Source organism: Leptospira adleri, assembly GCF_002811985.1.
Lineage (GTDB): Bacteria > Spirochaetota > Leptospiria > Leptospirales > Leptospiraceae > Leptospira > Leptospira adleri.
Map to the genome: position 1 here is coordinate 17,826 of NZ_NPDU01000013.1, position 20,958 is coordinate 38,783.

Consider the following 20,958-nt stretch of genomic DNA (forward strand, 5'->3'; position numbering starts at 1 on the left):
AGGAAGGGAATCTTCTTGGAAGGATCTTTCCAAAATTTTTAAGAATCAAAACGAATGAGCATCCAAAATAAAATCGAATCTCTGGGTTACAAACTTCCCCCTCCTCCGCAAGCGATCGCGGCTTACATCCCCGCGAATCAGAGCGGGAATTTAGTTTTTACTTCCGGTCAACTTCCTCTCAAAGACGGACAACTGATGCTCACCGGAAAATTGGGCGAAGGACTTTCCATCGAAGACGTAAAAGAAGCTACGATCCAAGCCGGCTTGAACGCGATCGCCGCCGCTTCCGCGATCTGCGGAGGCCCGGATAAAATCGTGAAGATCGTAAAGATCGGAGTTTTTGTCGCCTGCAGTCCGAATTTTACGGAACACCATCTCGTCGCAAACCACGGTAGCAATTTTCTTCTTTCGGTTTTCGGAGAAGCGGGACGTCACGCGCGCTTTGCGGTCGGCGTTCCTTCTCTTCCTTTGAACGCACCCGTGGAAATCGAGGTTACGTTTCAGGTCGCAGATGTTTCGTAATCTCTGGAGAGACATTCAATGGAGCATAAGAACGATTCCCCTTCTTGCAAAAGAATGGTCGACGTTCTATCTTTCCTTTAGCGGAAGATTCACCGATTTCTGGAAAGAGAAATCGGGAACCGAAAAAATTCTTTTTGTCGCGGTGACTCTTCAACTTTTTTTCAGTCTTTCGACTTGGATCGAATACACGATCCGTCTCGGCGGGGAAGAAACCGAAGGCCTTCGTGTTTCGTCTAACTTTTATTTTATCATCCTTTCTACTGCGGTTTTCTTTTTCGGTTCGTTCTGGAGATCCCATTGGCTGGGTTCCCTTCTTTTGAGCGTTCAATTCCTGCTCGGCTTAGGCGCACTCGCCGGCATCTTTTTTCCGGAAGTTTTCTTTGTGAGTTTTTTGAGGGAAGTGGATTACGTTTTTAGTTGGAAGTTCTACGGGTTCTTAGGCGCTTGGGGTTTTACCTCCCTTCTTGCCCTAAATCAGTTTTTTCAGAAAGACTAAAAGCTCATAAAGAAACGCCGACAATCCATTTTTTATTTTCTCCGACAAACCTTGCTTGCTGGAAACGAGTCGTCGTAATTACCATTTTTCTTTTGGAGAATCAAAAGTAGGAACTCCTATGATTCAATTTTTGGATAAGAATTTTGGGAGTTCCCGCAAAATCGCCTTCCCGGCCGGCCCCGGAAAAGTAGGAACTCCTATCTTTCGGACTTTACGAATCGTTTTTCAAATGGGACGACAAAGCATCCGATTTCCGAAACGGCCGGAGCGACTTCCTCATTTCCACTCGAAGGTAAAAGTAGAATCTTACGCGAGGGAGTTCCTACTTTTACAATTCTTCTTACAAGTGTCGGCGTTCCCTTTCTTCGTTTGGAATCGACGTTTTCCAGCGAGAAATTATCGACGCCTGCGCTCCTGTAGCATGAAGCGAATGATAGCCGACCTAAATCCGTAAGAGTTCCTACAACAAAGATTGAAGAGACATAGTCAACGAAAGAAAACGAAAATCACATTCAGATTTTATAATTTTATTCAATTAATTATTTACATATTTTTTTTTGACATATTATCCGATCGATTCTCGGAGAAATTAAAATGAAAAACTATATTTTGGCATTTTCTACTTTTCTAATTTTTAATATTCTAATAGCCGAATCCTCCAAAAACTCCCAAAAAGGAGCGGAGATCGTCGAACGCGCCAATCAATTCATCGAACAACTTTCGTATCCGATGCGTGAAAGAGATCTGAAACCCGAGGGCGAAATAGGACGCACCTTCGAGGAGCTAAAAAAAGATTCGGAAGATTTCATAAAGGAAGCAAAGGCGGACAAAACCGCCTTCAATGAGGTCGAGAAGGTAAAAACAAAATTACAACAAATCAAGGCGGAATACATTCGAAAAAGGGAACAGATCGCTTCTGAAGAATACAACTTCAAACCTAGATTCGGAATTTCTCCCGGAATCATGTATCTTTCCGGTCAAGGAAGAGGAGAATATCTTTCAGGAGCTAGTGTGGATTCTTTCGGATTCATTGTCGCCAATGAAAAACTTCGAAATATCACACGTTTGTTTCCGACGGTTACGGGTTATTGGTCGCCTGAAAAAATAAGTCCATTCTTTGTCGGTATTACGGTCGGATTGAATGAAGGTAAAAACTCCGGTCTCGGCTATTCCCTCGCCTACGGAATTTCGTTAGGCGTCGTTTTATCCGGCAACGTTCATTTTGGAGTTTTTTACGGTCAAATCTACGACCCTTCCGTTCGAAAACTTCCGGCGTATTTAAACCTGAGTCAACCCTATCCCAGCTATCTACTCGGACCGGACGCAAAGCCGTCCTATCAGTACGCGGGTTTTTCCGTTCCAACGGAAGCCGTAAATGGAATATACAACGCATTAGGAATCGTGATCAGCATTTCCGTAGGTAAGTAATAGCGCCCTCGTCAAACGGCGTAACGAAAACAATCTTTGAAGACAGGATGAAAATCCGATTCAAATCCAATGGATTCGTTGCGCAGGAATGAATCCGAAACTTGGATCGATTTCCTAACTTGATCGAACCGGGCTTGTATCGCAAAAATTCCGCAGAAATGGATCCCTAATCGATCGCACATTTTGATTCTAATTTTTCAAACCGTAAACACATTAAGGATAACTAATATAATCCCAGGCTGCCTGTTGACTCGGAGACATCGTACAATTGTGTTTTGCATTTTCATCTCCGCTCGCACAAAGATTGGTGGTCAGACGGTGCGAATTCCCGAAAGGAGCAGCGCCCGCATCCGCGTCGGTAAGAGTTCCCGTCATTCCGAAAGAATTCAACCAAACGTCCGTAACTTGATTCGGATTTCCGGAGAAGTTCGCCACGGAATCGCCTACGTGAATCAATCCAAAATAAGAATTCGCCGAAGTCAAACCCGCAGCGTTCAACCACGGAGCGTTACTTGCGGAAGCGACGTGATAATCGGAAACGCCGCTGTAAATGGAAACTCTTCCGAGAGACTTTATCTTTCCTTGATACGCCGCGTGCCCGCTCCCCTGAGAATGTCCTCCCAGATAAACCTTGCTCCAATTGACCGAATCTCCGTTTAAAAATTGTCCCCAACCGTCGTTCGGTCTTTTTGCAACGAGATATTGGAGCAGTTTCAAAAGTCTTCCGTCGACCGAATTGATAAAATCCACGGAAACCGCGCCCGTCTTATCTACGCCCGTTAGAATTTCCTCTCTCGTATTTCCGAAACAAGAAGCAGAATTATTGGGCGCCGTGTTGCAGATAACGTTGATCGGCTCCGAGTTCGGATACATAAGCCCGATACTATGATATCCGCGGAGCGCGCCTTCCTCTAAAATTTTAGAAACGGAAATCGGATTGGAACCCGAACCGGGTAAAAAAACTGAGAGTAAATTTTTCGCAGTTCCGGAAGGAAGATACGTCAAATGGGGATCGTTGTATCTTAGAATGCAACTCGCGCCGTAACTCGGAAGGACAAAAATTCTTGTAAGTCCGTTGTATGTATCCACCCGAGGAGGAAGAGAAGTCTGTCCGCATTGGATAAAATCAAGAAGAGCCGCTCCTAAGACTGCATCGCGGAGATCCTCGTCGCTCTGCTTTTTATCTTCGGACAACTTCTTACAGCCGAAAAGAAGGGACAAACAAAACAAAAAGATATAACAGTATTCTAAAGTGTTTTTTTTCATCTTACCTTTTTTTGTTTCTAATCGGACCTAAAAATCTTCCATTGGAGAAAACATTGTCTGTTTCTCTGCATTTCACTCTTTCGTTTTTTCCTAAATTTTATCGCGCAATGGAAATAACTTTTTTCGTAGACGGGAAAAATTTCATTGTGAAAAGGAGAAATGATTCGTCCGAGTTTCTCTAAAAAACTTCTCCGCTTCTGTATTCGCGGTTTCGATCCCTCGCACAAGCTCCGGAATAAGGACATTCTGAATTTTCAGAAATCAGCCGAAAGGAACCGGGATCCGCTCCGGGAATCGCTTCCCCTTGCCAATAGACAAAACGAAAATCCTTTGCGTAATCCGAATCCATGGAGATCTTCGCGTCCAGAGGATTTGGATATTTCAGCACCAAAAAATTTTCCGTTGCGCAGGTGAAAGTTTTCACATCTTGAGAATTCAAATAATAACACCGTTTTCGATCCTTTGCGTAACGATCAAAAAGTTCGAAGGTGTTCGGATCGGCGTCTCGCACGCGGTTGCCGTTATAATAAATCGAATTCTTCGTTTTTAGAACGTCGTAATAGAAAGATCGTAAGAACTCGGGGGACTCCGCGTTCTCCTCTAAAATGCCGCCGAGATAATAGAGCCGTTTTTCATCGAAGCCGTAATCTGTCGGGATTCCTTCTCGACCGAGGATTCGGAAACTTTCCGGTTTTGCTTTTTCTAAAACCGAAAACACGATCTCTTTCTCAGTCCAAATCTTCAGATCGAGCGGAATCACGATCAACCAAGCCTTCGGAGAATTCGTTTTGATGTTCAGATTCGCCGTGACAAAGTAGACGTTCCTTAAATCGGAAACATAATTTTTTCCTAATATTCTGAAACTCTCCGGATCCACCTCCGGCAATTTTGTTTCCTTATAATATACACTCTGGTCGTCCTTTGCGAAATCTTTGTCGACGATCTTAAAATTCTTCCTCTCGCTCGTATCGATCTTTTGATCTTCGTAGTAGGGGAAAATCCAGTATTTGTAGTGATATCCCTTGGAACAGGAAAGGAGAAATAAGAATATTAGAATCCATCGATATTTCATAAGATATGTTTTCTTTGATTTCTCCATTCTTTCGCGCACCCATCGGCCGACTCGAACAGCTTTCGATCGAATCGAATTTATAAAATTAAAATTCTTGAATATTCTAAGAATCGCTTATTTTTGGATCGTTTTCCGAGCCTTTCGTAAAAAGGTAGAACTCTCAATCGAAAATACCCAGGTCCATCTTTGCGTCTTCGGACGCCATTTCTCGAGGGTCCCATTTAGGAATCCAAACGACTTCCACTTCCGCTTCCGTGATCCCGTCCACGCGTAAAGTATGATTGATGACGTCCTGTTTCATCTGAGGCCCGGCGGGGCAAGCCATGGAAGTGTAAGTCATGTCGATCTTCGCTTTCGAGCCTACTACCTTGATTCTATAGATGAGTCCGAGTTCCGCGATCGAAATTCCGATTTCGGGATCTTCCACCTTTTTGACTTCTTCGTAGATTTGTTCTTCTAATGAGTTTGTAGGAGCTTCTAACATTTTCTTGGCCCTTCTTTTTCTTCTTTTCCCGGGTTCTTTCTGTTTTCCGGATAAACTTTTGCGGGATCTCCCTCTCTTTTCACTTTCAGAATCCGAAACCTTCTTGTCCAGAATGAGATCCCGTTTTTCTCCACAGTTGGTATCCAGGAAACAACTCAATGCTCACTTCTCCTATGGGTCGCGATGCAGAATCAATAAATTGATGTTCGATCTCATTTTCTTTGAACGGAGAAGATTCAATTTATTGACTGGAGCCGCGAGCCCGGTCCGCTTCGCTTCACGGAAAACCGCCCCAAAGTAGTTTTTTTCTCTTTGAACTTTTAACCGGTTTCTTTTGGGAACCTTCGCGGGAACTCCTAAAAATTCAAACCTTTCACGGAAAATTCGATTTAGTTTGGAATTCTTGTCAGCGCCCTTTCCAGCGTATTCCAAGGAAGCACCGCGCATTTGATCCTCGCGGGGATCTTTTTCACGGACTCCATGGATTCCAATTCCTCCAAGTCCTCTTCAAACTTCGGATCCTTGTCCTCCAAAACCATTTCTTTGAATCGGGATAGAATTCGTTTCGCCTCAGCCACGGTCTTTCCCTTTATCGATTCCGCCATCATCGACCCGGACGCCTGCGATATGGAACATCCTTTTCCATTTACCCGTACTTCCGAGATCCTGTCCCCTTCCAAATTGAGCGTCAGCTCGAGCTCGTCCCCGCAAAGAGGATTGACTCCGTGCTCGTACACGTCCGAAGGTTCGAGTTTTCCTCGAAACCTCGGATTTTGATAGTGATCTAAGATAACTTCTTTGTAAAGACTATCGCTTAAGGACACGGGAGAAAATCTCCTTTACCTTAATTAGACCGTCGATCAGCCGATCGATATCGTCTTTTGTATTGTAAAGGTAAAGGCTCGCTCGACAAGTTCCGGGTATGTTTTTGAACGCCATAAACGGTTGTGCACAGTGATGTCCAACCCGGATCGCAATTCCCTCTTCGTCCAGAATCGTTCCCACGTCGTGAGGATGCACCCCCGGAAAGTTGAAGGAAATCACTCCGCCCCTCTTGGAAAGATCCGTCGGTCCGTAGAGTTCTAATCCTCCGAAATCATCCAATCGATCGAGCGCGTAAGTTAAAAGTTCGAGTTCGTGATTTCGGATTTCCTGCATCCCGATCGTTTCCAAATATTCGACCGCGGCCCCGAATCCGATCACCCCTGCGATGTTCGGTGTTCCCGCTTCCAAACGGGAAGGAAGTTCCGCATACGTGGATCTCTCCTTGAATACCTGAGAAATCATATCCCCTCCTCCCATCCAAGGAGGCATTTCCTCTAAGATTTCCTCTTTTGCGTAAAGAACTCCGACCCCCGTCGGTCCGAGCATCTTGTGAGCGGAGAATACGTAAAAATCAAAGTCCATCTCTCTCATGTTCACCGGAAGATGACATACGCCCTGCGCTCCATCCACGAGAACCTTCGCTCCGACTTCCTTCGCCCTTTTTTGGATCGGTGCGAGATCGTGAATCGTTCCGGTCACGTTCGACATCTGGGAAACGGCGACTAACTTCGTTTTGTTGGTTATGATTTCGTTGATTGTCGTAAGATCGAGGGTTGCATCTTCGTTCAACGGTATGAATTTTAGAATCGCCTTTTTTTCCTGAGCCAACATCTGCCAAGGTACGATATTGGAATGATGTTCGAGTTCGTTAAGAACGATCTCGTCCCCCTCTTTGATCTGAGTTCTTCCCCAGGTCTGTGCGACTAAGTTGATGGACTCGGTCGCGTTTCTTGTGAAGATACAAACCTTCGCGCACTGAGCTCCGATAAAACGTGAAAGATGAATTCTGCTGAGTTCGTATTTTTCCGTGGCTTTTTGCGAGAGGTAGTAGATCCCACGGTGGATGTTTGCGTTTTCTTCTCTGTAGTACTTTTCGATCCGATCGATAACCGTAAACGGTTTCTGGGAACTCGCCGCGCTGTCCAAAAAGACGAGCGGTTTGCCGTTCATCATCGTTCCCAAGATCGGAAAATCGGTCCTTATTCTTTCAGAAGAGAAGCTCATATATGTCAATCCTCCAGATCCACCTCGATCGAGTCACCTACGATTCTCACCGGATAAACGGGGAGATCCTCTACCGCGGGCATACAAAGCGCTTTGCCGGTTTTTACGGAGAATTGCGCCTCGTGTCTCGGACAAGTGATTACGTCTCCACAGAGTTCGCCTTCGGAGATGGCTTCTCCGTCGTGTGTGCAGACGTCCTCGAAAGCGTAAAGGTTCCCGTCCAAGCTCGTGATCCCGATTCTATTATATCTGGTTTCCACTACTTTGACTTTCCCGTTTTCGATTTCGGAAAGATTTGCGAGTTTTCGAAAGCTCATAATTCTCCCTCCACCTTCCTCGCGATGAGTGCGAATAGTTCTTCTCGTATAGTTTCCGATTCAATTTCACCGATGACTTGTCCAAGGAAACCGTCTACGATCATTCTTCTCGCCTCGTCCTCGTCGATCCCCCGGGAAGCGAGATAAAACAATTGGTCTTCGTCGATCTCTCCGACGGTGGCTCCGTGTTCGCACTTTACGTTTTCAGCATATACTTCCAATTTGGGAATCGACTCCGCTCTCGCGGTCCGGTCCAGAAGAAGGTTGTTGTTGATCTGAATCGCGTTCACATCCTTGCAAGTGTTCGGAATCTGAAGATTCCCCGTAAAGATATGATGCGCTTTGTCTCGGAACGCGCCCCGATAAAGAATTGAACTTTCAGTGTGGCTTTCTTTGTGAACGATCTTCACTTCCGAATCCTGAAATTCTCTTTCGGCCATCGGCGCCAAACCGAGCACCCGAGCGCGAGCGCCTTTTCCGGACAATTCCACTTGGAGAATGTTTTTACCTTTGTAACCGCCCGGCGTCACTTTTGCGATCTTCACGTCGGAATCCTCTTTTTGATCGGAGAATAGATTCTGAAAATGAAATATACTCGAACCGAAGGATTCGATTCCCGCATAGGAAAGTTTTGTTCCGGCCCCGCTCCGAAGAATCGTAAGCCCTTGGAAGAATTTGAAGTCTTCCTCTTCCGCACATTCGTAACGTTCCGCTAAAAAGGCCTTGCTGTGATTTCCGAAATTCGCCACGACGAGAGGAAGAATTCTCGCCTCTTTTTCCAATCTAAATTTGATTTCGATCTCTTCGGTAAGAATTTGGTCCGCACCGACTTCGAGATAGATCCCGTGTGTGAAAGAGGAAAGACTGAGAAGAGTGAACCATTCTTCATTCTGTTTTTGGAATGTGTTTTCAAGCGTGTTTAAAAAATATTCGAGCTCTTTGTCTGAAAGATTTTCCGATCCGATAACTTTCACTTCTTTCGGAGCGCGAATCGAAACCGCGTTTTCGTCGGGAAAATCAGAAAATTCTTCCGGATGAAAATTGGAAAGAGGAACCTTGCGCCAGGATTCGTTTTCGGTTCTTGGAATCGAAAGCGAGGAGAACTTGGAAAAAACTTTTTTCCGAAAGTTTTGAAGTTCCTGGGGTTCCTTGCTCTTTGAGAGAAGATTTGCAAACTGAGTTTCTAAGGACACTTTGTTTTCAATCTCCGGATTCCGCAAGGATCCAGTCATATCCTTTCTCTTCGAGTTCCAGAGCGAGTTCTCTCGTTCCGGTTTTCAAAATTCTTCCTTTTGCAAAAACGTGAACGAAGTCCGGCGTGATGTAGTTTAGCATTCTTTGATAATGTGTTATAAGAAGAATCGAACGCTCCGCGGTTTTGTTTCGATTGATTCCCTCGCTTACGATTCGAAGAGCGTCGATATCGAGTCCGGAATCGGTCTCGTCGAGAACGGAGAGTTTCGGTTTGAGAAGACTCATCTGAAGGATTTCGTTCCTTTTCTTTTCCCCTCCGGAGAATCCGTCGTTCACATAACGCGAGATAAACGATTCAGGAATGTCGAGATCCGCCATTCCTTCTTTGAGTTCTTTTCGGAATTCCTTTACGGGAAGATCTTTTCCACGAACGGATTTTACGATCGTCTTTAAGAAATTTCCGATCGTGACCCCGGGGATGCTCGTCGGATATTGGAAGCAGAGAAAAATTCCGAGCCGCGCGCGTTCGTCGGTCGGAAGTCCGAGAATGGATTTTCCTTCAAAGAGAATGTCTCCCGAAAGAACCTGATACTTCGGATGACCCATAATTACGTTGGAGAGCGTGCTCTTTCCGGATCCGTTCGGGCCCATGATCGCGTGCACTTCTCCGGGCCGAATCGTGAGATTGACGCCCTTTACGATTTCTTTGATTTCTCCGGAATCTCCGGTATGAATTCCTGCCCTGAGGTCCTGGATCTTTAAAATCTCGGTCACAAAAGCACCTTTATCAGCGGATATGGGATTTGGGAGTTTGTCTTCGGCGCGATCGTTCGCGAAAAGAAGAAAGATTCCTTCCGAAAAAGAAAGGCTCTGATGAGAAAGTCGCTCCCGATTCTTTCCTCTGATCCCTATTCTACCAGTGTTTTTTTCCGTAAGGAGAGATCAATAGGAAAGAGAAAATAGGTCTTGAGGGGTGTTCGGAGAGTTCCCGCATTTTCGTTTTCTTCTCGGGTTGTCGCAAAAGGTCGGGAGAAGAATTCGGATTCTTCGGAAGTGAATGATTCTTTTTTTGCATAGGAGTGCCTACTTTCTTGAGGAGTTACCTTTTTCCCTTGAGAAGAACAAATTTCCGAGGATGTATGAGTTCCTACACTCGAAGAAGTTCCGAATCTTTCCTGCGTTCTTGGCGGCTCTTCCCCGGGTGAAAAGGGATAAACGCTCGGGTCATAGGAGTTCCTACTTTTTGAGAGTTTTAGAAAGAATCGAAGTCGATTGATAAGAACCTGCCCCAAAACTGGGACAGAACCTTGCAGCTTGATCTTTCCGACAAAATAAAATAAGGTTTTGGGACGCGCTGTAAATTCTCGCGATCGAATTCGAGACCAGGATCCAGCTTTAGTGAAATTTTGGAAAAACGGTCAGACCCGTTCCCAATCCATCTTGATCACGAGAATGTAATTGTCCCTCAGAGTATAAGTGAAAATCACGACTTGCTTATGAAGATCCATATCGTAAACGGGTTCGGTAACGGTCCACTTCGCGCGGCTCTGAACGACCTTCGCTTTGTGTCGGATGAAGAACGGTCTCCACGCATAATTATTTCCGATCTCGGTCAGATCGGAATCCCAATCCTCTCCGGGATGAGAACGAAAATACGTAGGAGTAATTTGATAACCGAAGATGTCGCAGGCAAAAACGGAAAGAATTTCGGACGGAAGATGCGGAAGCATCAGATGTAAAACAACGGGAAGATCTTCCTTGCCGTTGTGTCTCAGAGATTCCAACTTTTCTCCCAGAGCGTCGATCACCGCTTGGCCTTTTTGAAATTCTTCCAAGAGTTCCATAAATCTTAAGCCGGAGAATTTTTCGAGAGTGTCTCTCAGAGTTCGATTGAACTGTTTCTTGTCTTGAAATTCGACCTGAGGTCTTGAAAAATAAAAACCTTGCAGAAGATTCGCGCCCATCGAAAGAGCGAGGTGCAATTCTTCTTCGGTCTCGATTCCTTCAAAAAGAAGATCGGATCCGAGTTTTTGGGACATGTCCGCGATCGCACTCAGAACGTTCTTAAAAGATCTTCGGTTTAAACTTTCCCTCATGATCTTGATATCCACTTTCATAATATCCGGATGAATATAACCGATTCTTTCCAAGTTGGAGAATCCGACTCCGAGATCGTCCACGGCGATCTTAAAACCGTAGTCCTTAAAAACGTTTACGATCGAAAGAAGTTTTTCTATACTCCCATCGAACTTATCTTCGGTGATTTCAAGAACTACATCGGCGGGAGAGATCTCGTATTTTTCTATAAGATTGAGAACGTGTAATCTTTTCAGATCCAATACGTCGCCCGTGTGAATCATGGAAAGAAAATTAGGCATCATATTCAGAAAGAGTTTGGTTCGTAGTCCCGTATCTTTCAGATGCCGAATCGCTTTTTCCCGGATCAATCGATCGATCTGAATCAAACGGATCGTGTCCAATTCCGGATTGTGAAATTGATATCCTAACGAACGGTATTCGTTTTTTTCGGGAGAATAGAATCTTCCCAAAACTTCATATCCTACGATATTACAATTCGTGACTTCCAGGATCGGTTGATAGTGGGGCTGATAGTAATTCTCCCCATAGGAGAGAATGTTGCTTGTATCCTGGCTGTATAACATGATCGTTTAGATTCTCTTTAACTGGATTCCGCAAAGACCGGTCCGGCAAGCAAAATTCCGTACAAAAAGGTTCAAATTAAGAGGAAGAGAAGAACACATTCTTCTTTTTTTTTATTAACGTTCGAAAAAACTGACAATTCTAAAGGTATTCTTGCATGAAAGAGGCGATCGGCCATCTTCTCAACCCTTCTACACTAGAACCCAATCTCGGTCTCTATTTAGGAACTCTCGGAATCGATAACTCCAGAGAGTATAAGTCTTCTTTTTTTTCTTCCTGGAAAAAAATAGACTCCGTTTTAGTCGATTTGATTACAGACGATTTTCTTTTAGCGCTTCGAATTTTTCGAGGCCCGGGCGCTTGCGGCGCGATTCTCAACCTCTGGTTTACCGAGGAAGGTAAATTTAAGGATTTTGAATGGGCCGGAAGCGCGGGTAAGGAATTTTTATCCAGAGGAACGTTTCGAAACGGCTATTGGAGTTTCACCAAAGGGAATCAGAGATTCAACTTTCGTCTGGACGACACGATTCAACAGGGATATACGCATTCTTCCATTCTCGCGAGCGATTTGAATCTTCAATTGGACGCTCTTGTCAGCACCGCGGAAAAGACTCACAAACCGGTTTCTTCTCTCGAATCTTCCGGAAAGGACTGGCTCTTTCGTCTGATTTCTCCGGACCTTTCCGTGCGGGGTCAACTGGCCTTGGACGAAGAAACTTGGAATTTGGATTCTTCCGAAAGACTTTCTTACGGCATCACTTCCGGTTTCAGCAACCAGTCTTTCATTCCTGAATCCCGGATTTACGGAAGCGCGAGCGCGAAGAATTCTTTTCGTCTCAATCTCAACGAGAACACCGGGATTCTTCTCTGGAGAAACGGAGTTCCCGCGTTTTTAGAATCCGCTACTTTTAAAAAAGAATCCTTGTCTTACGTTCTTCACGATCCTTCCGATCAAATCGAACTCACCGTAACTCCGGTTCGTACCACTTCTCAGATCATTCCCGGCTTTTTGGGAAAAAAAATTCCGATGGAACGAATCGAAGGTAAAATTTCCGGAAAGATCCGCTTCGGAAACAAGAAAGAATCGATCAAAAAAGGCTTTGCGATCTTAGAAATTTAGAATTCTTCCGATATCGTATCCCAAAGAGGCTTTTTGTCCGTTTGCGATCTTTTTTGGTTCGGACGGTTTGTCGAAACGAAGAATTCCGTTGAAAGAGAAATATTCAGTTTTTAAATATTCTATTTTTCGGATCCATTTTTCCGAACGGACGCAAGAACGACTCTTTCTAAAAATCCTTTAAAAAGAATTTCGAATCCGCCCGAAAGCGCGGATCTCCCCAACAAGACTCCGTAAAATAGATCCGTGAAACCGTTCGCGAACCTCGAGAAGAACTTCTTTTGCGGGAACACCTCAGCCTTATTTCGAGATTACCCGATTTTAGAAGTGATTTCGATTCCGATATTGGGCGCTTGGGTCGTTCGGTCCGTTCTTTATTTAAGAATGAGAATCCCTGCTTTTCTGAAACGTTCTGCTGAGGTCCATCTTGACGTTGAGTTTACGAAGGCTTTCCTGCATCGCGTCTCGAAATCCGGGATACAGGCTCAAGGCTTCCAAAAAATCTTCTTTACTCAGCCTGTAGATCTCGCAGATCGAAGTGCAACGAATCGTCGCAGAGCGCGGTTCCGCGGTAACCAAGGCCAATTCTCCGAAAAATTGTCCGTCCCCAAGAGTCACGATCACTTTAGAATCGTCGGGAGCCAATACGTCGACGTGCCCTTCGCTCAGAACATAGAGATTGTGTCCGATATCTCCTCTGTGAAAGATGATATCCCCCGGAAGAAAAACGTGATGTTTTAAAGAAAAAATCAAGCTCGTCACGAGCGAAGGATCCGCTCCTTTTAGAAATGGAACCTTCTCTAAAAATTCTCTATGAAGATGAATTCTTACGTCCCTCTGAAGGGAAACGGGAAGGTCGCTTAACAATTCTTTTTCGTTTTCTCCCCATCCTCGTTCGATGATATACATATAATAATCTCGAATTTTTCTTCGGAGCCAGAAAGGAAGTTTTCTCGCCCTCAAAAAGGAATCCACTTGAGCCATTCTTTGCAGTTTGGTGGCTCGGACCAAATCCAAGTTTGCGAGAATACTCGCGACGTTACCGATCACGGTGGCGTAGACAAGCGCTCCGGTGAGCATAACGCAGATCGTATAGATCCTCTGATGAGTCGTGGTAGGAACGATGTCTCCGTATCCCACCGTCGTCAAAGTTGTGATCGTCCAGTAGAGCGCCTGCACGTATTGATCCAAACCCGTATCGATCGAATCCAGATTATCTATATACAACCAACCGATCGCGCACCAATGAGCGACGACGCTGATCCAGAACATAAGCAGGACCAATCTTAGAATTCCGGGAGCCGGTTTGAACGCGAGATTCAATCGATAGAGAATCCCCGGAATACGAACGACCTTTAAGATGCGGGTGATTCCGAAGAGGAGATATAAAAACGGATGTAAGGAAAGATCGGTATTAAAAATGCCTTCGGCCGCGAGTTCAAACGGAAACGCCGCTAGAAAATCAAAGACGAACCACGTTTTGAAATATTTTACGATTCCTTTTTTTTGAATGTGAATCCATTTCCCTTGAACGTATTCGGGAGGGAATATATTCACAAGAATATCTCCGAAAAAAAGGATATCCACGAGAATATAGAGACCGGTTACTACGAATCCCTGTTTGTAAGAAAGAACCACTCGAAGAGGAGATTCTATCGAAGCATAAAGAATGCAGATGAAGATCAAGATGTCCCAGAAGATTCGTAGTTTGTTGTCTACGTGAAACATGCTCATTGTATTCTTCTTTGCTCCCTTGAAATGCGCTTTTAACTCCGAGATTTTTCTCTCAAGAGAGAATCCCCAGGTTTCCCTATCTTAAGGAATAGGCTTGAGAATGAAATAATTTATAAGGAATCTCGTCGCTTCCCGAAGTTAACATTTATCAATGTTTTTTCGGATTGAGGTCGGAGTTCCGACCTTTGAAAACTCCGGACGATCGATCGAGGCCGCCTTTCGCTCTAAGGCGAATCTTTCAGAAAAGGGAACGTATGAGTTCCTACTTTTAAAAATCGGAAATCGTCCTTTTGGATAAAAACATAGGAGTTCCTACTTTGCTTGGGTCTTCCAAGCGAATCCTCTTCGAAGACGAAAGTGGGAGTTCCTACTTTTGGTTTCAAAGGAGATTTTCTAAAAAATGCGGGAGTTCCCGCATTTTTTAGAATCGGTCGATTGGATCGATGACGATCGTTTTAGGAGAATGAGATTCTACTTGAAAAAAAGGCCGCCCAGTAATCGCTGAAAAAGTAGGAACTCCCACTTTCGTCTTCCACGGGGAAACGGATAATCACTTTGAGACACCCCGCAACGCGGGAACTCCCCAAAAACTCAGGCTCCTAGGATCAGATCCAGGACGACTTTTCCGTCTTCTTCTCCGGTAACAGGGTTCATCGCTCGTTCAGGGTGAGGCATCATTCCCGCGATCTTAAAATTCTTCGACGTAATTCCCGCAATCGCGTCCAGAGAACCGTTCGGATTCTCCCCAAAATAACGAAAGAGAACTCGTCCCTCGTCTTCGAGTTGTTTCAAAACATCCGAAGTCGCAAAATAACAACCGTCCGCGTGCGCGATCGGAATTCTCAATTCTTTCTGAGGATCCAAAGAGGAAGTCACCGGATTTCCAGAAGAACCTTTTTTCAAGGTCACGGTTTTACAGATATATTTCAGCGTTTTGTTTCTTGTCAGAGCGCCGGGCAAAAATTCCGCCTCGGTAAGAATCTGAAAACCGTTGCAGATTCCGAAAAGTTTTCCGCCTTTGTCGACGTGTTCCTTCACCGATTTCATCACAGGAGAAAAACCCGCCATCGCACCGGAACGAAGATAATCCCCGTAGGAAAAACCTCCCGGAAGAATCACGAGTTCGTATTTTTTTTCGAGCTGATCCCTGTGCCAAATACGATCCACTTCGGCTTTATACTGATCTCTCAGAACTCTGTAGATGTCGGCGTCGCAGTTGGAACCGGGAAAGGTGATTACGGCAACTTTCATATTTTTTGAATATTAGCGGAATATGTTTCGATTACGTGGTTCACGAGAATTTTGTCGCAGAGTCTTTCCACGTCCTTTCTCGCCGTTTCTTCGTTCGGAGCGTCGATCTTGAGTTCGATGTATTTACCGACTCTCACGTCTTGAACCGATTTTTCACCCACTTCGGAGAGAACTTTTTTCACCGTGCTCCCTTGCGGGTCCAGAACGGATTCTTTGAGGACTACCTGGATTTTTGCGATGTACATGAAAGTATGAGATCCTCTATCTTCTGGTATTTTTCTCTCAACTCGGAAATGAGTTTTTCCGGGAGATCGGGAGCCGGAGGCATCTTGTTCCAGTTCGTAGTTTCGAGATAATTCCGGAGGATCTGCTTGTCCAAACTCGGAGGAGAAATTCCTACAGAATAAGTTTCCGCAGACCAATACCGGGAAGAATCCGGAGTGAGGAGCTCGTCGATCAGAATGACCTGTCCGTCCAAGATTCCAAACTCAAACTTGGTATCACAGAGAATGATTCCCGCCCTATCTACCACTTCAGAGGCGCGCAAGAAAATGGAAATCGATTTTTCTCTGAGAATTCCGAAGAGTTCTTTTCCGATTCGATTTTCCATCTCCTTCTCGGAGATGTTCTCGTCGTGACCTTCGTCGTTTTTCACCGCCGGAGTAAAAACGGGTTCCGGCAATTTCTGAGATTCTTTCAAACCTTTGGGAAGAGTCACTCCCGCGAGAGTTCCCGCATCCTTGTATTCTTTCCAACCGGAACCCGAGATATAACCTCGAACCACACACTCGTAGTCGATCCGTTTGCATTTTTTTACGAGAACGGCTCTTCCTTCCAAATCGGGATGATTTTGAAAAGGAGCCGGAAAATTCTTCACATCCGTTTCGAGAATATGATTGGGAACGTCTTTGAAATATTCGAACCAAGAAACGGAAATCCGATTGAGAACTTTTCCTTTGTCCGGAACGGTTTGAGGAAAAACAACGTCGAACGCGGAAATTCGATCGGAAGAACTCAAGATCAATTTGTCGCCGAGGTCGTAGATGTCTCGGACTTTTCCTCTGTAGGAAGGATTCGGTAAATTCATAATTTCAACACCATCATCGCGATATCGTCATCATTTGTACGTCTCTCGGAATGCGCAAGAATGGAATCCATCATCGATCCGAGAATATCGCCGTTCTTCACGACTTCTTCTTCAAAGATTTTTTTGAGCCGTTCCTCTCCTAAGATATTCATGCTCTTGTCCGCGATTTCCGTCGCGCCGTCCGTATAAAGAAGAAGATAAGCGCCCTTCTCAAATTGAATCGTTTTGAATTCCTCGCTTACGTTGAGTTCGATCGGAATGATCAGAGGTCCCATCCCCGGAAGAGTCGTGACTTTTCCGTTTTGGTAGAGCATGGGCGCCGGATGACCTCCATTAGAATATTCGAATATAAGATCTTCGTGAAGAATTCCGTAAAAGAACGTGATCGAAAATTCTTCCGGAAGAATTTTTTCCAAATTGTGACGAAGCGTTTTCACTTTCTCTCTGAGGTTCTGATCCGGAGAAAGACTGGAAACTTGCATCTTCAACATCGCCGCAAGAAGCGCCGCGGAAGGACCGTGTCCGGAACAATCCGCGATGAAGATATGAAGGGAATTGTTTTCCACCCAAGCGTCCGTGTAATCCCCGCCGATCTGCATCAGAGGTTGAAAGATCGTACTCAAACCGACTCCCTTCCAAACAAGATCCTTTTCGGGAAGAAGTTCCTGTTGCACCTTGCGAGCCATGATCAATTCTTTTTCATAGTTTCTTTTCTGTTCGAAAAGTTCGTCCTGAAGAATTTTGATTCTTATAAAAGCGCGGATTTTCGCGATCAATTCCCGAGGTTGAAACGGTTTGTGAATGAAGTCGTCTCCTCCGTGAGAGATCGCTTCGTCGAAACCGAGTTCTCTGCTGATCGCGGTTATAAAAAGAATGGGAAGAAGTTTGAAACGTTCGATCTCGCGCAATTCTCTGCAGAAGGAAAATCCGTCTTGTCCGGGCATACTCACGTCCAGGAGGAGAATGTCGATCCGATTCGTAAGAAGAATGTTTCTCGCTTCGGCCGCGGACTCAGCCGTAAAAAGTTGAAAGCCGAGAGGTTTGAGAGTATGTACGATCAGCTTTAGATTGATCTCGGAATCGTCGACCGCGAGGACCGTATGCTGACTGTAATCCGGGGCAGAGGACAAGGTTGGATTACTCTTCCCTTTCCGGTAAACTTTCTCGGAGATCGCCGATCTTTGCGAGACGATACGCAAAACGAAAGAGAACTAAAAATAAAATGTGATACGCGAGAACTCCCAGCCAAAAACTCTGACGGATGTCGGAATCCATTCCCCCTTTTCCAAGGACGGACTCGGGATGATTTCCGGGATTGTCCATCCAACGAATCGCTCCCCAAGTGATCACCGCGTTGACGGCGCAGAGAATGCTCAAGAAGGAAGAGAAAATTTTCTTCTTAGAAGAATCGGTGATGAGAATTCTAAAAACGAAATAAGCGATCAAACTGATAAAAAGAACGGTGAAGGATTGAAGTCTCGCGTCGGTTTTGTCCCAGGAAACTCCCCACGCGCTGTAAGCCCAGATTCTTCCGGAAAAGATGACACCGATCGCAAAGAGAAGAGAAATCTGATTTGCGGCAAGAGAAAGTAGATCCCACTTGGATTCTTTTTTCCAGAGATAAAGAACCGCGAAGAAGAGAGAAAAGACCGGACCGTAAAGAGCGACCCAAGCGACCGGAACGTGAAAGTAAAAAATTCTATGAGCGATTCCTTGTTGAAGAATCACGTTCGGATAATTGAGAGAAATCAAAACCGCCGCCGGAAAACCGACGAGAAAGATTGCGGATAAAATCCAGTCGAAAACGGGATGTGCGATTCGGATCTTCATACGAAAGAGAGTATTCGAGAGAATGCCGGCAGAATCAAGAAGATTCTTCAGGGTTCGTCGCCCGAAAGTTCTAAAAGTAGAATTCCGATTCCCGCATAAAAAGCGCAGAACGAAAGCAGGATCGCGAGTCCCGGAATCGGATCAAAGACCGGAAGTCGTTCCAGTTTTCTCTCGGCTTCCATCCCAAAAAGAAGAATCGGAATCGTAAAAGGAATCATAAGAAGCGGAAGTAGGATCTCCTTCAAACGGGAAGAATCGCTGATATGACTCAGAGAAACTCCGAGGAAGGAAATACAAAGAACTCCCGGAAGCAGAAAAATCAAATTTACGGTCAGATCCCGGATTCCCAAAGGAAAGGCCTGAAAAAAAACGGATAATAAAATCATTAAGTAGAACGCCGCGATCGAAAGACCGAAAAAGACCGCGAGAGATTTTGCAAGAAATCGCATCCAAATCGGAAGAAAGAGAGAACTGATTCTTCCTCCCCCGCTTTCCCTTTCTTCCCAGGCGGACTGACCGATAAAAACATAGGAAGTGAGAAAGAGAACCGACCATTTGATTCCGATCAAGGTTTGTCGATCCAGTTTTCCCGTCTGTTCCAGAGCATAATTAAAAATGAATACGATCGAAGTGATGAGGACCACGACGGAAAGAATTCCGTTCAAAGCCTTTCCTAAAAGTAGGAACTCCTTATAAAGAAGAGAAAGCAGAAGTTTCAATTTTTCCCTCCTTGAGATTCCAAGTCGAAGTCTTTTGAGAAAAAGGAATTCCCGGATCGTGAGTTACCATCAGAACCGCGGCATTTTTGGAATATTCTTCCAGAAGGCGAACGGCGATTTCCAAACCGGTTCTGTCGAGGGCCGTAAACGGTTCGTCCAGAAGAATCAAATCTCCCCCCGTCAGGAGCGCACGTGTCAAGCCGGCCTTTTGTTTCATTCCTCTGGAGAATGTAAAGATCGGATCCTCTCTTCTCGTCCAGAGTTTGAAGGAACGAAGTAGGAACTCCATCTTTTCCCTCGGGAACTCGATTTCTGCGATGGAGAGAAAATAACGAAGATTCTCCTCCAAACTCAGAGAAGTGTAAAGCCCGAGCTCGTGACCCAAGTAGGAAATCTGCGGCTTTTTAGAATTCGAATCCGAAAAGGAAAACGATTCCTTATGATGCGAGTGGTTGAGAATACTCCGAAGAAGGGTGGTCTTTCCGGCGCCGTTGTCTCCGCGAAGAAGAATCAATTCTCCCCGGAAAAGGGAAAAGGATATCTGTTTGAGAATCTGTTTTTTTCCGATAGAATAAGATAGATCTTTGCAGACGAGAAGCGCTTGTTCTTGAGATGGCAAACCGATTCTTCCTATGATGTCAGACTCTCCTCGGAAACAGAATTTACAATGCGTTTTTTCCGCTCGTTACGGAGGAGTTCCTACATTCCTAAAAAAGGTTTCCGTCCCCATTCTTAGTTTTTTTCTTTTTATTCTCTCAAACTCTCCGATTCGGGCCCAACTGAATATCGGAGGACAATACTACTCGGGACTTCTCTGGGGAGAAAACGAAATTCTTTCTCCCGAATACTACAACGACGGATCCTTTCTAAGATCGGAACAGGATTTCATTTTGAGCGCGGGAAGAAACTGGAAAGGAGACCCTCCCCCATCGAAGGGAAGTTTTATCTTTGAAGGAAAGGAAATTCTCAACTGCGGACTTTTCAACAACGAGGCGGTCCTTCTTTTGGAAAAAGGAAAAATCGAAGAACGGACAAAGGCGATTTCCATGTTGGAGGAAGGGGTTCGTTTCGATCCTAAGTTTTTTCCCTTTCGATACAATCTCGGAAGAGCCTTTCACTTGGAAAAAAAATACCAGAAGGCGATCATTCAGTTCGAATACGCGAGTTCCGAAATTCCGGAATATTACAGAACCTACATCCATTTGGGAACGTTGTATGAAACCGTGAGAGAACCGATCAACGCTACGATTCTTTGGAGAAAGGCGGTTTCCCTAAACCCGTTTCATACGGAAGCGCTTCTTCTTTTGGCGGATCACTACATACGAACCGATCTGAAAAACCGGGCCCTTCTTTACATAAAGGAAGCGGCCCGAATCGACGAACAAAGTCCGGACGCGAGAATGGGAAAAGCGAGGATCGAACTCTTATCCTCCAAAGATCTCTACGCGTATCGAATTTTTAAGAATACGGAACTCGTCGACGATCTAGGACGAAAAAAACAATACAACAAGAAGTTTCATTTCTTCTTCGCGGAAACTGCAAGCAAGGTCGGCGATTATGTCACCGCGGCGGATCAATACGAGCAGCTTCTTAAATTCCCGAACGATCCTTTCTTTTCGGAATTCTCCTACAAGGTGATCGAAAGAAGAAAAGACCTCGCAAAACGTTTTGCGGAGATCAAGTCCCTCGAAGAGGAAAACAAAAACGACTGAAAAAGGGTTTGCTTTTTTC

General features: G+C 45.0%; 22 protein-coding genes. 5 read left to right on the forward strand and 17 right to left on the reverse strand.

The features are described from left to right. The first annotated feature begins 54 nt into the window (after positions 1-54). The 3 genes from CH376_RS06675 to CH376_RS06690 all read left to right on the forward strand — a co-directional run bounded on the left by CH376_RS06675 (position 55) and on the right by CH376_RS06690 (position 2,446). Complete coding sequence (locus CH376_RS06675; RefSeq protein WP_100784936.1) at positions 55-522, forward strand: RidA family protein; 468 nt, start codon at positions 55-57, stop codon at positions 520-522. Next, a complete protein-coding gene (locus tag CH376_RS06680; protein ID WP_100784935.1) occupies positions 512-1,018 on the forward strand; it encodes a hypothetical protein in 507 nt (168 codons plus the stop codon). The genes CH376_RS06675 and CH376_RS06680 overlap by 11 nt, the downstream gene beginning before the upstream one ends. Positions 1,019-1,612: 594 nt before the next feature. Continuing rightward, a complete protein-coding gene (locus CH376_RS06690; RefSeq protein ID WP_100784933.1) occupies positions 1,613-2,446 on the forward strand; it encodes a hypothetical protein in 834 nt (277 codons plus the stop codon). Positions 2,447-2,659: 213 nt separating this feature from the next. On the opposite strand, the gene CH376_RS06695 is transcribed toward CH376_RS06690, so the two are convergent. The 9 genes from CH376_RS06695 to CH376_RS06745 all read right to left on the reverse strand — a co-directional run bounded on the left by CH376_RS06695 (position 2,660) and on the right by CH376_RS06745 (position 11,491). After that, positions 2,660-3,712 carry a BPSS1187 family protein gene (locus tag CH376_RS06695; RefSeq protein WP_100784932.1) on the reverse strand — a complete coding sequence of 351 codons (1,053 nt, stop codon included), beginning with the start codon at positions 3,710-3,712 and terminating at the stop codon, positions 2,660-2,662. Between the two features lie 178 nt (positions 3,713-3,890). Next, the gene (locus tag CH376_RS06700; RefSeq protein WP_165781717.1) at positions 3,891-4,784 is read right to left on the reverse strand and encodes a DKNYY domain-containing protein; all 894 of its coding nucleotides are present in this window, start codon (positions 4,782-4,784) and stop codon (positions 3,891-3,893) included. Positions 4,785-4,944: 160 nt separating this feature from the next. After that, positions 4,945-5,268 (reverse strand): metal-sulfur cluster assembly factor, encoded by a 324-nt coding sequence (locus tag CH376_RS06705; protein WP_100785040.1) that lies wholly within the window; start codon positions 5,266-5,268, stop codon positions 4,945-4,947. 389 nt (positions 5,269-5,657) lie between these two features. After that, the gene (gene sufU / locus CH376_RS06715) at positions 5,658-6,092 is read right to left on the reverse strand and encodes a Fe-S cluster assembly sulfur transfer protein SufU (RefSeq protein ID WP_100784929.1); all 435 of its coding nucleotides are present in this window, start codon (positions 6,090-6,092) and stop codon (positions 5,658-5,660) included. Beyond that, the gene (locus CH376_RS06720) at positions 6,076-7,317 is read right to left on the reverse strand and encodes a cysteine desulfurase (protein WP_100784928.1); all 1,242 of its coding nucleotides are present in this window, start codon (positions 7,315-7,317) and stop codon (positions 6,076-6,078) included. Before CH376_RS06720 ends, sufU begins: the two co-directional genes overlap by 17 nt. Before the next feature lie 5 nt (positions 7,318-7,322). Continuing rightward, positions 7,323-7,634: a non-heme iron oxygenase ferredoxin subunit gene (locus CH376_RS06725; protein WP_100784927.1), complete on the reverse strand. Its 312-nt coding sequence runs from the start codon at positions 7,632-7,634 to the stop codon at positions 7,323-7,325. Further along, a complete protein-coding gene (gene sufD, locus CH376_RS06730) occupies positions 7,631-8,866 on the reverse strand; it encodes a Fe-S cluster assembly protein SufD (RefSeq protein WP_100784926.1) in 1,236 nt (411 codons plus the stop codon). The genes CH376_RS06725 and sufD overlap by 4 nt, the downstream gene beginning before the upstream one ends. Next, positions 8,835-9,602 (reverse strand): Fe-S cluster assembly ATPase SufC, encoded by a 768-nt coding sequence (sufC, locus tag CH376_RS06735; protein WP_100784925.1) that lies wholly within the window; start codon positions 9,600-9,602, stop codon positions 8,835-8,837. Before sufC ends, sufD begins: the two co-directional genes overlap by 32 nt. A 644-nt stretch (positions 9,603-10,246) precedes the next feature. After that, positions 10,247-11,491: an EAL domain-containing protein gene (locus CH376_RS06745; RefSeq protein WP_100784923.1), complete on the reverse strand. Its 1,245-nt coding sequence runs from the start codon at positions 11,489-11,491 to the stop codon at positions 10,247-10,249. Between the two features lie 155 nt (positions 11,492-11,646). Between CH376_RS06745 and CH376_RS06750 the strand changes: the two genes are divergently transcribed. Then, positions 11,647-12,609: a hypothetical protein gene (locus CH376_RS06750; RefSeq protein ID WP_100784922.1), complete on the forward strand. Its 963-nt coding sequence runs from the start codon at positions 11,647-11,649 to the stop codon at positions 12,607-12,609. Positions 12,610-12,984: 375 nt separating this feature from the next. Here the strand turns inward: CH376_RS06750 and CH376_RS06755 are convergent, their stop codons facing one another. The 8 genes from CH376_RS06755 to CH376_RS06790 all read right to left on the reverse strand — a co-directional run bounded on the left by CH376_RS06755 (position 12,985) and on the right by CH376_RS06790 (position 19,846). Continuing rightward, complete coding sequence (locus CH376_RS06755; protein WP_207769134.1) at positions 12,985-14,340, reverse strand: ion transporter; 1,356 nt, start codon at positions 14,338-14,340, stop codon at positions 12,985-12,987. 591 nt (positions 14,341-14,931) lie between these two features. After that, the gene (gene purQ, locus CH376_RS06760; protein WP_100784920.1) at positions 14,932-15,591 is read right to left on the reverse strand and encodes a phosphoribosylformylglycinamidine synthase subunit PurQ; all 660 of its coding nucleotides are present in this window, start codon (positions 15,589-15,591) and stop codon (positions 14,932-14,934) included. Then, the gene (gene purS, locus CH376_RS06765) at positions 15,588-15,836 is read right to left on the reverse strand and encodes a phosphoribosylformylglycinamidine synthase subunit PurS (protein WP_002725069.1); all 249 of its coding nucleotides are present in this window, start codon (positions 15,834-15,836) and stop codon (positions 15,588-15,590) included. Before purS ends, purQ begins: the two co-directional genes overlap by 4 nt. Then, positions 15,812-16,678: a phosphoribosylaminoimidazolesuccinocarboxamide synthase gene (locus CH376_RS06770; RefSeq protein ID WP_100784919.1), complete on the reverse strand. Its 867-nt coding sequence runs from the start codon at positions 16,676-16,678 to the stop codon at positions 15,812-15,814. Before CH376_RS06770 ends, purS begins: the two co-directional genes overlap by 25 nt. After that, positions 16,675-17,808 (reverse strand): PP2C family protein-serine/threonine phosphatase, encoded by a 1,134-nt coding sequence (locus CH376_RS06775; protein WP_100784918.1) that lies wholly within the window; start codon positions 17,806-17,808, stop codon positions 16,675-16,677. Before CH376_RS06775 ends, CH376_RS06770 begins: the two co-directional genes overlap by 4 nt. A 7-nt stretch (positions 17,809-17,815) precedes the next feature. Beyond that, positions 17,816-18,508 carry a cytochrome c biogenesis protein CcsA gene (gene ccsA / locus CH376_RS06780; RefSeq protein ID WP_100784917.1) on the reverse strand — a complete coding sequence of 231 codons (693 nt, stop codon included), beginning with the start codon at positions 18,506-18,508 and terminating at the stop codon, positions 17,816-17,818. Positions 18,509-18,555: 47 nt separating this feature from the next. After that, on the reverse strand, positions 18,556-19,227 hold the full coding sequence (locus tag CH376_RS06785; protein WP_100784916.1) for a heme exporter protein CcmB: 672 nt from the start codon (positions 19,225-19,227) through the stop codon (positions 18,556-18,558). Next, positions 19,199-19,846: an ABC transporter ATP-binding protein gene (locus tag CH376_RS06790; protein WP_100784915.1), complete on the reverse strand. Its 648-nt coding sequence runs from the start codon at positions 19,844-19,846 to the stop codon at positions 19,199-19,201. The genes CH376_RS06785 and CH376_RS06790 overlap by 29 nt, the downstream gene beginning before the upstream one ends. A 109-nt stretch (positions 19,847-19,955) precedes the next feature. On the opposite strand from CH376_RS06790, the gene CH376_RS06795 reads away from it, so the two are divergent. Beyond that, positions 19,956-20,939 (forward strand): tetratricopeptide repeat protein, encoded by a 984-nt coding sequence (locus CH376_RS06795; protein ID WP_420843528.1) that lies wholly within the window; start codon positions 19,956-19,958, stop codon positions 20,937-20,939. The last annotated feature ends 19 nt before the right edge of the window (positions 20,940-20,958 follow it).

Coding starts and splice junctions, on each gene's coding strand:
- CH376_RS06675 (WP_100784936.1), top strand. CDS start 55: ATGAGCATCCAAAATAAAATCGAATCTCTGGGTTACAAACTTCCCCCT.
- CH376_RS06680 (WP_100784935.1), top strand. CDS start 512: ATGTTTCGTAATCTCTGGAGAGACATTCAATGGAGCATAAGAACGATT.
- CH376_RS06690 (WP_100784933.1), top strand. CDS start 1,613: ATGAAAAACTATATTTTGGCATTTTCTACTTTTCTAATTTTTAATATT.
- CH376_RS06695 (WP_100784932.1), bottom strand. CDS start 3,712: ATGAAAAAAAACACTTTAGAATACTGTTATATCTTTTTGTTTTGTTTG.
- CH376_RS06700 (WP_165781717.1), bottom strand. CDS start 4,784: ATGAAATATCGATGGATTCTAATATTCTTATTTCTCCTTTCCTGTTCC.
- CH376_RS06705 (WP_100785040.1), bottom strand. CDS start 5,268: ATGTTAGAAGCTCCTACAAACTCATTAGAAGAACAAATCTACGAAGAA.
- CH376_RS06720 (WP_100784928.1), bottom strand. CDS start 7,317: ATGAGCTTCTCTTCTGAAAGAATAAGGACCGATTTTCCGATCTTGGGA.
- CH376_RS06725 (WP_100784927.1), bottom strand. CDS start 7,634: ATGAGCTTTCGAAAACTCGCAAATCTTTCCGAAATCGAAAACGGGAAA.
- sufD (WP_100784926.1), bottom strand. CDS start 8,866: ATGACTGGATCCTTGCGGAATCCGGAGATTGAAAACAAAGTGTCCTTA.
- CH376_RS06745 (WP_100784923.1), bottom strand. CDS start 11,491: ATGTTATACAGCCAGGATACAAGCAACATTCTCTCCTATGGGGAGAAT.
- CH376_RS06750 (WP_100784922.1), top strand. CDS start 11,647: ATGAAAGAGGCGATCGGCCATCTTCTCAACCCTTCTACACTAGAACCC.
- CH376_RS06755 (WP_207769134.1), bottom strand. CDS start 14,340: ATGAGCATGTTTCACGTAGACAACAAACTACGAATCTTCTGGGACATC.
- purQ (WP_100784920.1), bottom strand. CDS start 15,591: ATGAAAGTTGCCGTAATCACCTTTCCCGGTTCCAACTGCGACGCCGAC.
- purS (WP_002725069.1), bottom strand. CDS start 15,836: ATGTACATCGCAAAAATCCAGGTAGTCCTCAAAGAATCCGTTCTGGAC.
- CH376_RS06770 (WP_100784919.1), bottom strand. CDS start 16,678: ATGAATTTACCGAATCCTTCCTACAGAGGAAAAGTCCGAGACATCTAC.
- ccsA (WP_100784917.1), bottom strand. CDS start 18,508: ATGAAGATCCGAATCGCACATCCCGTTTTCGACTGGATTTTATCCGCA.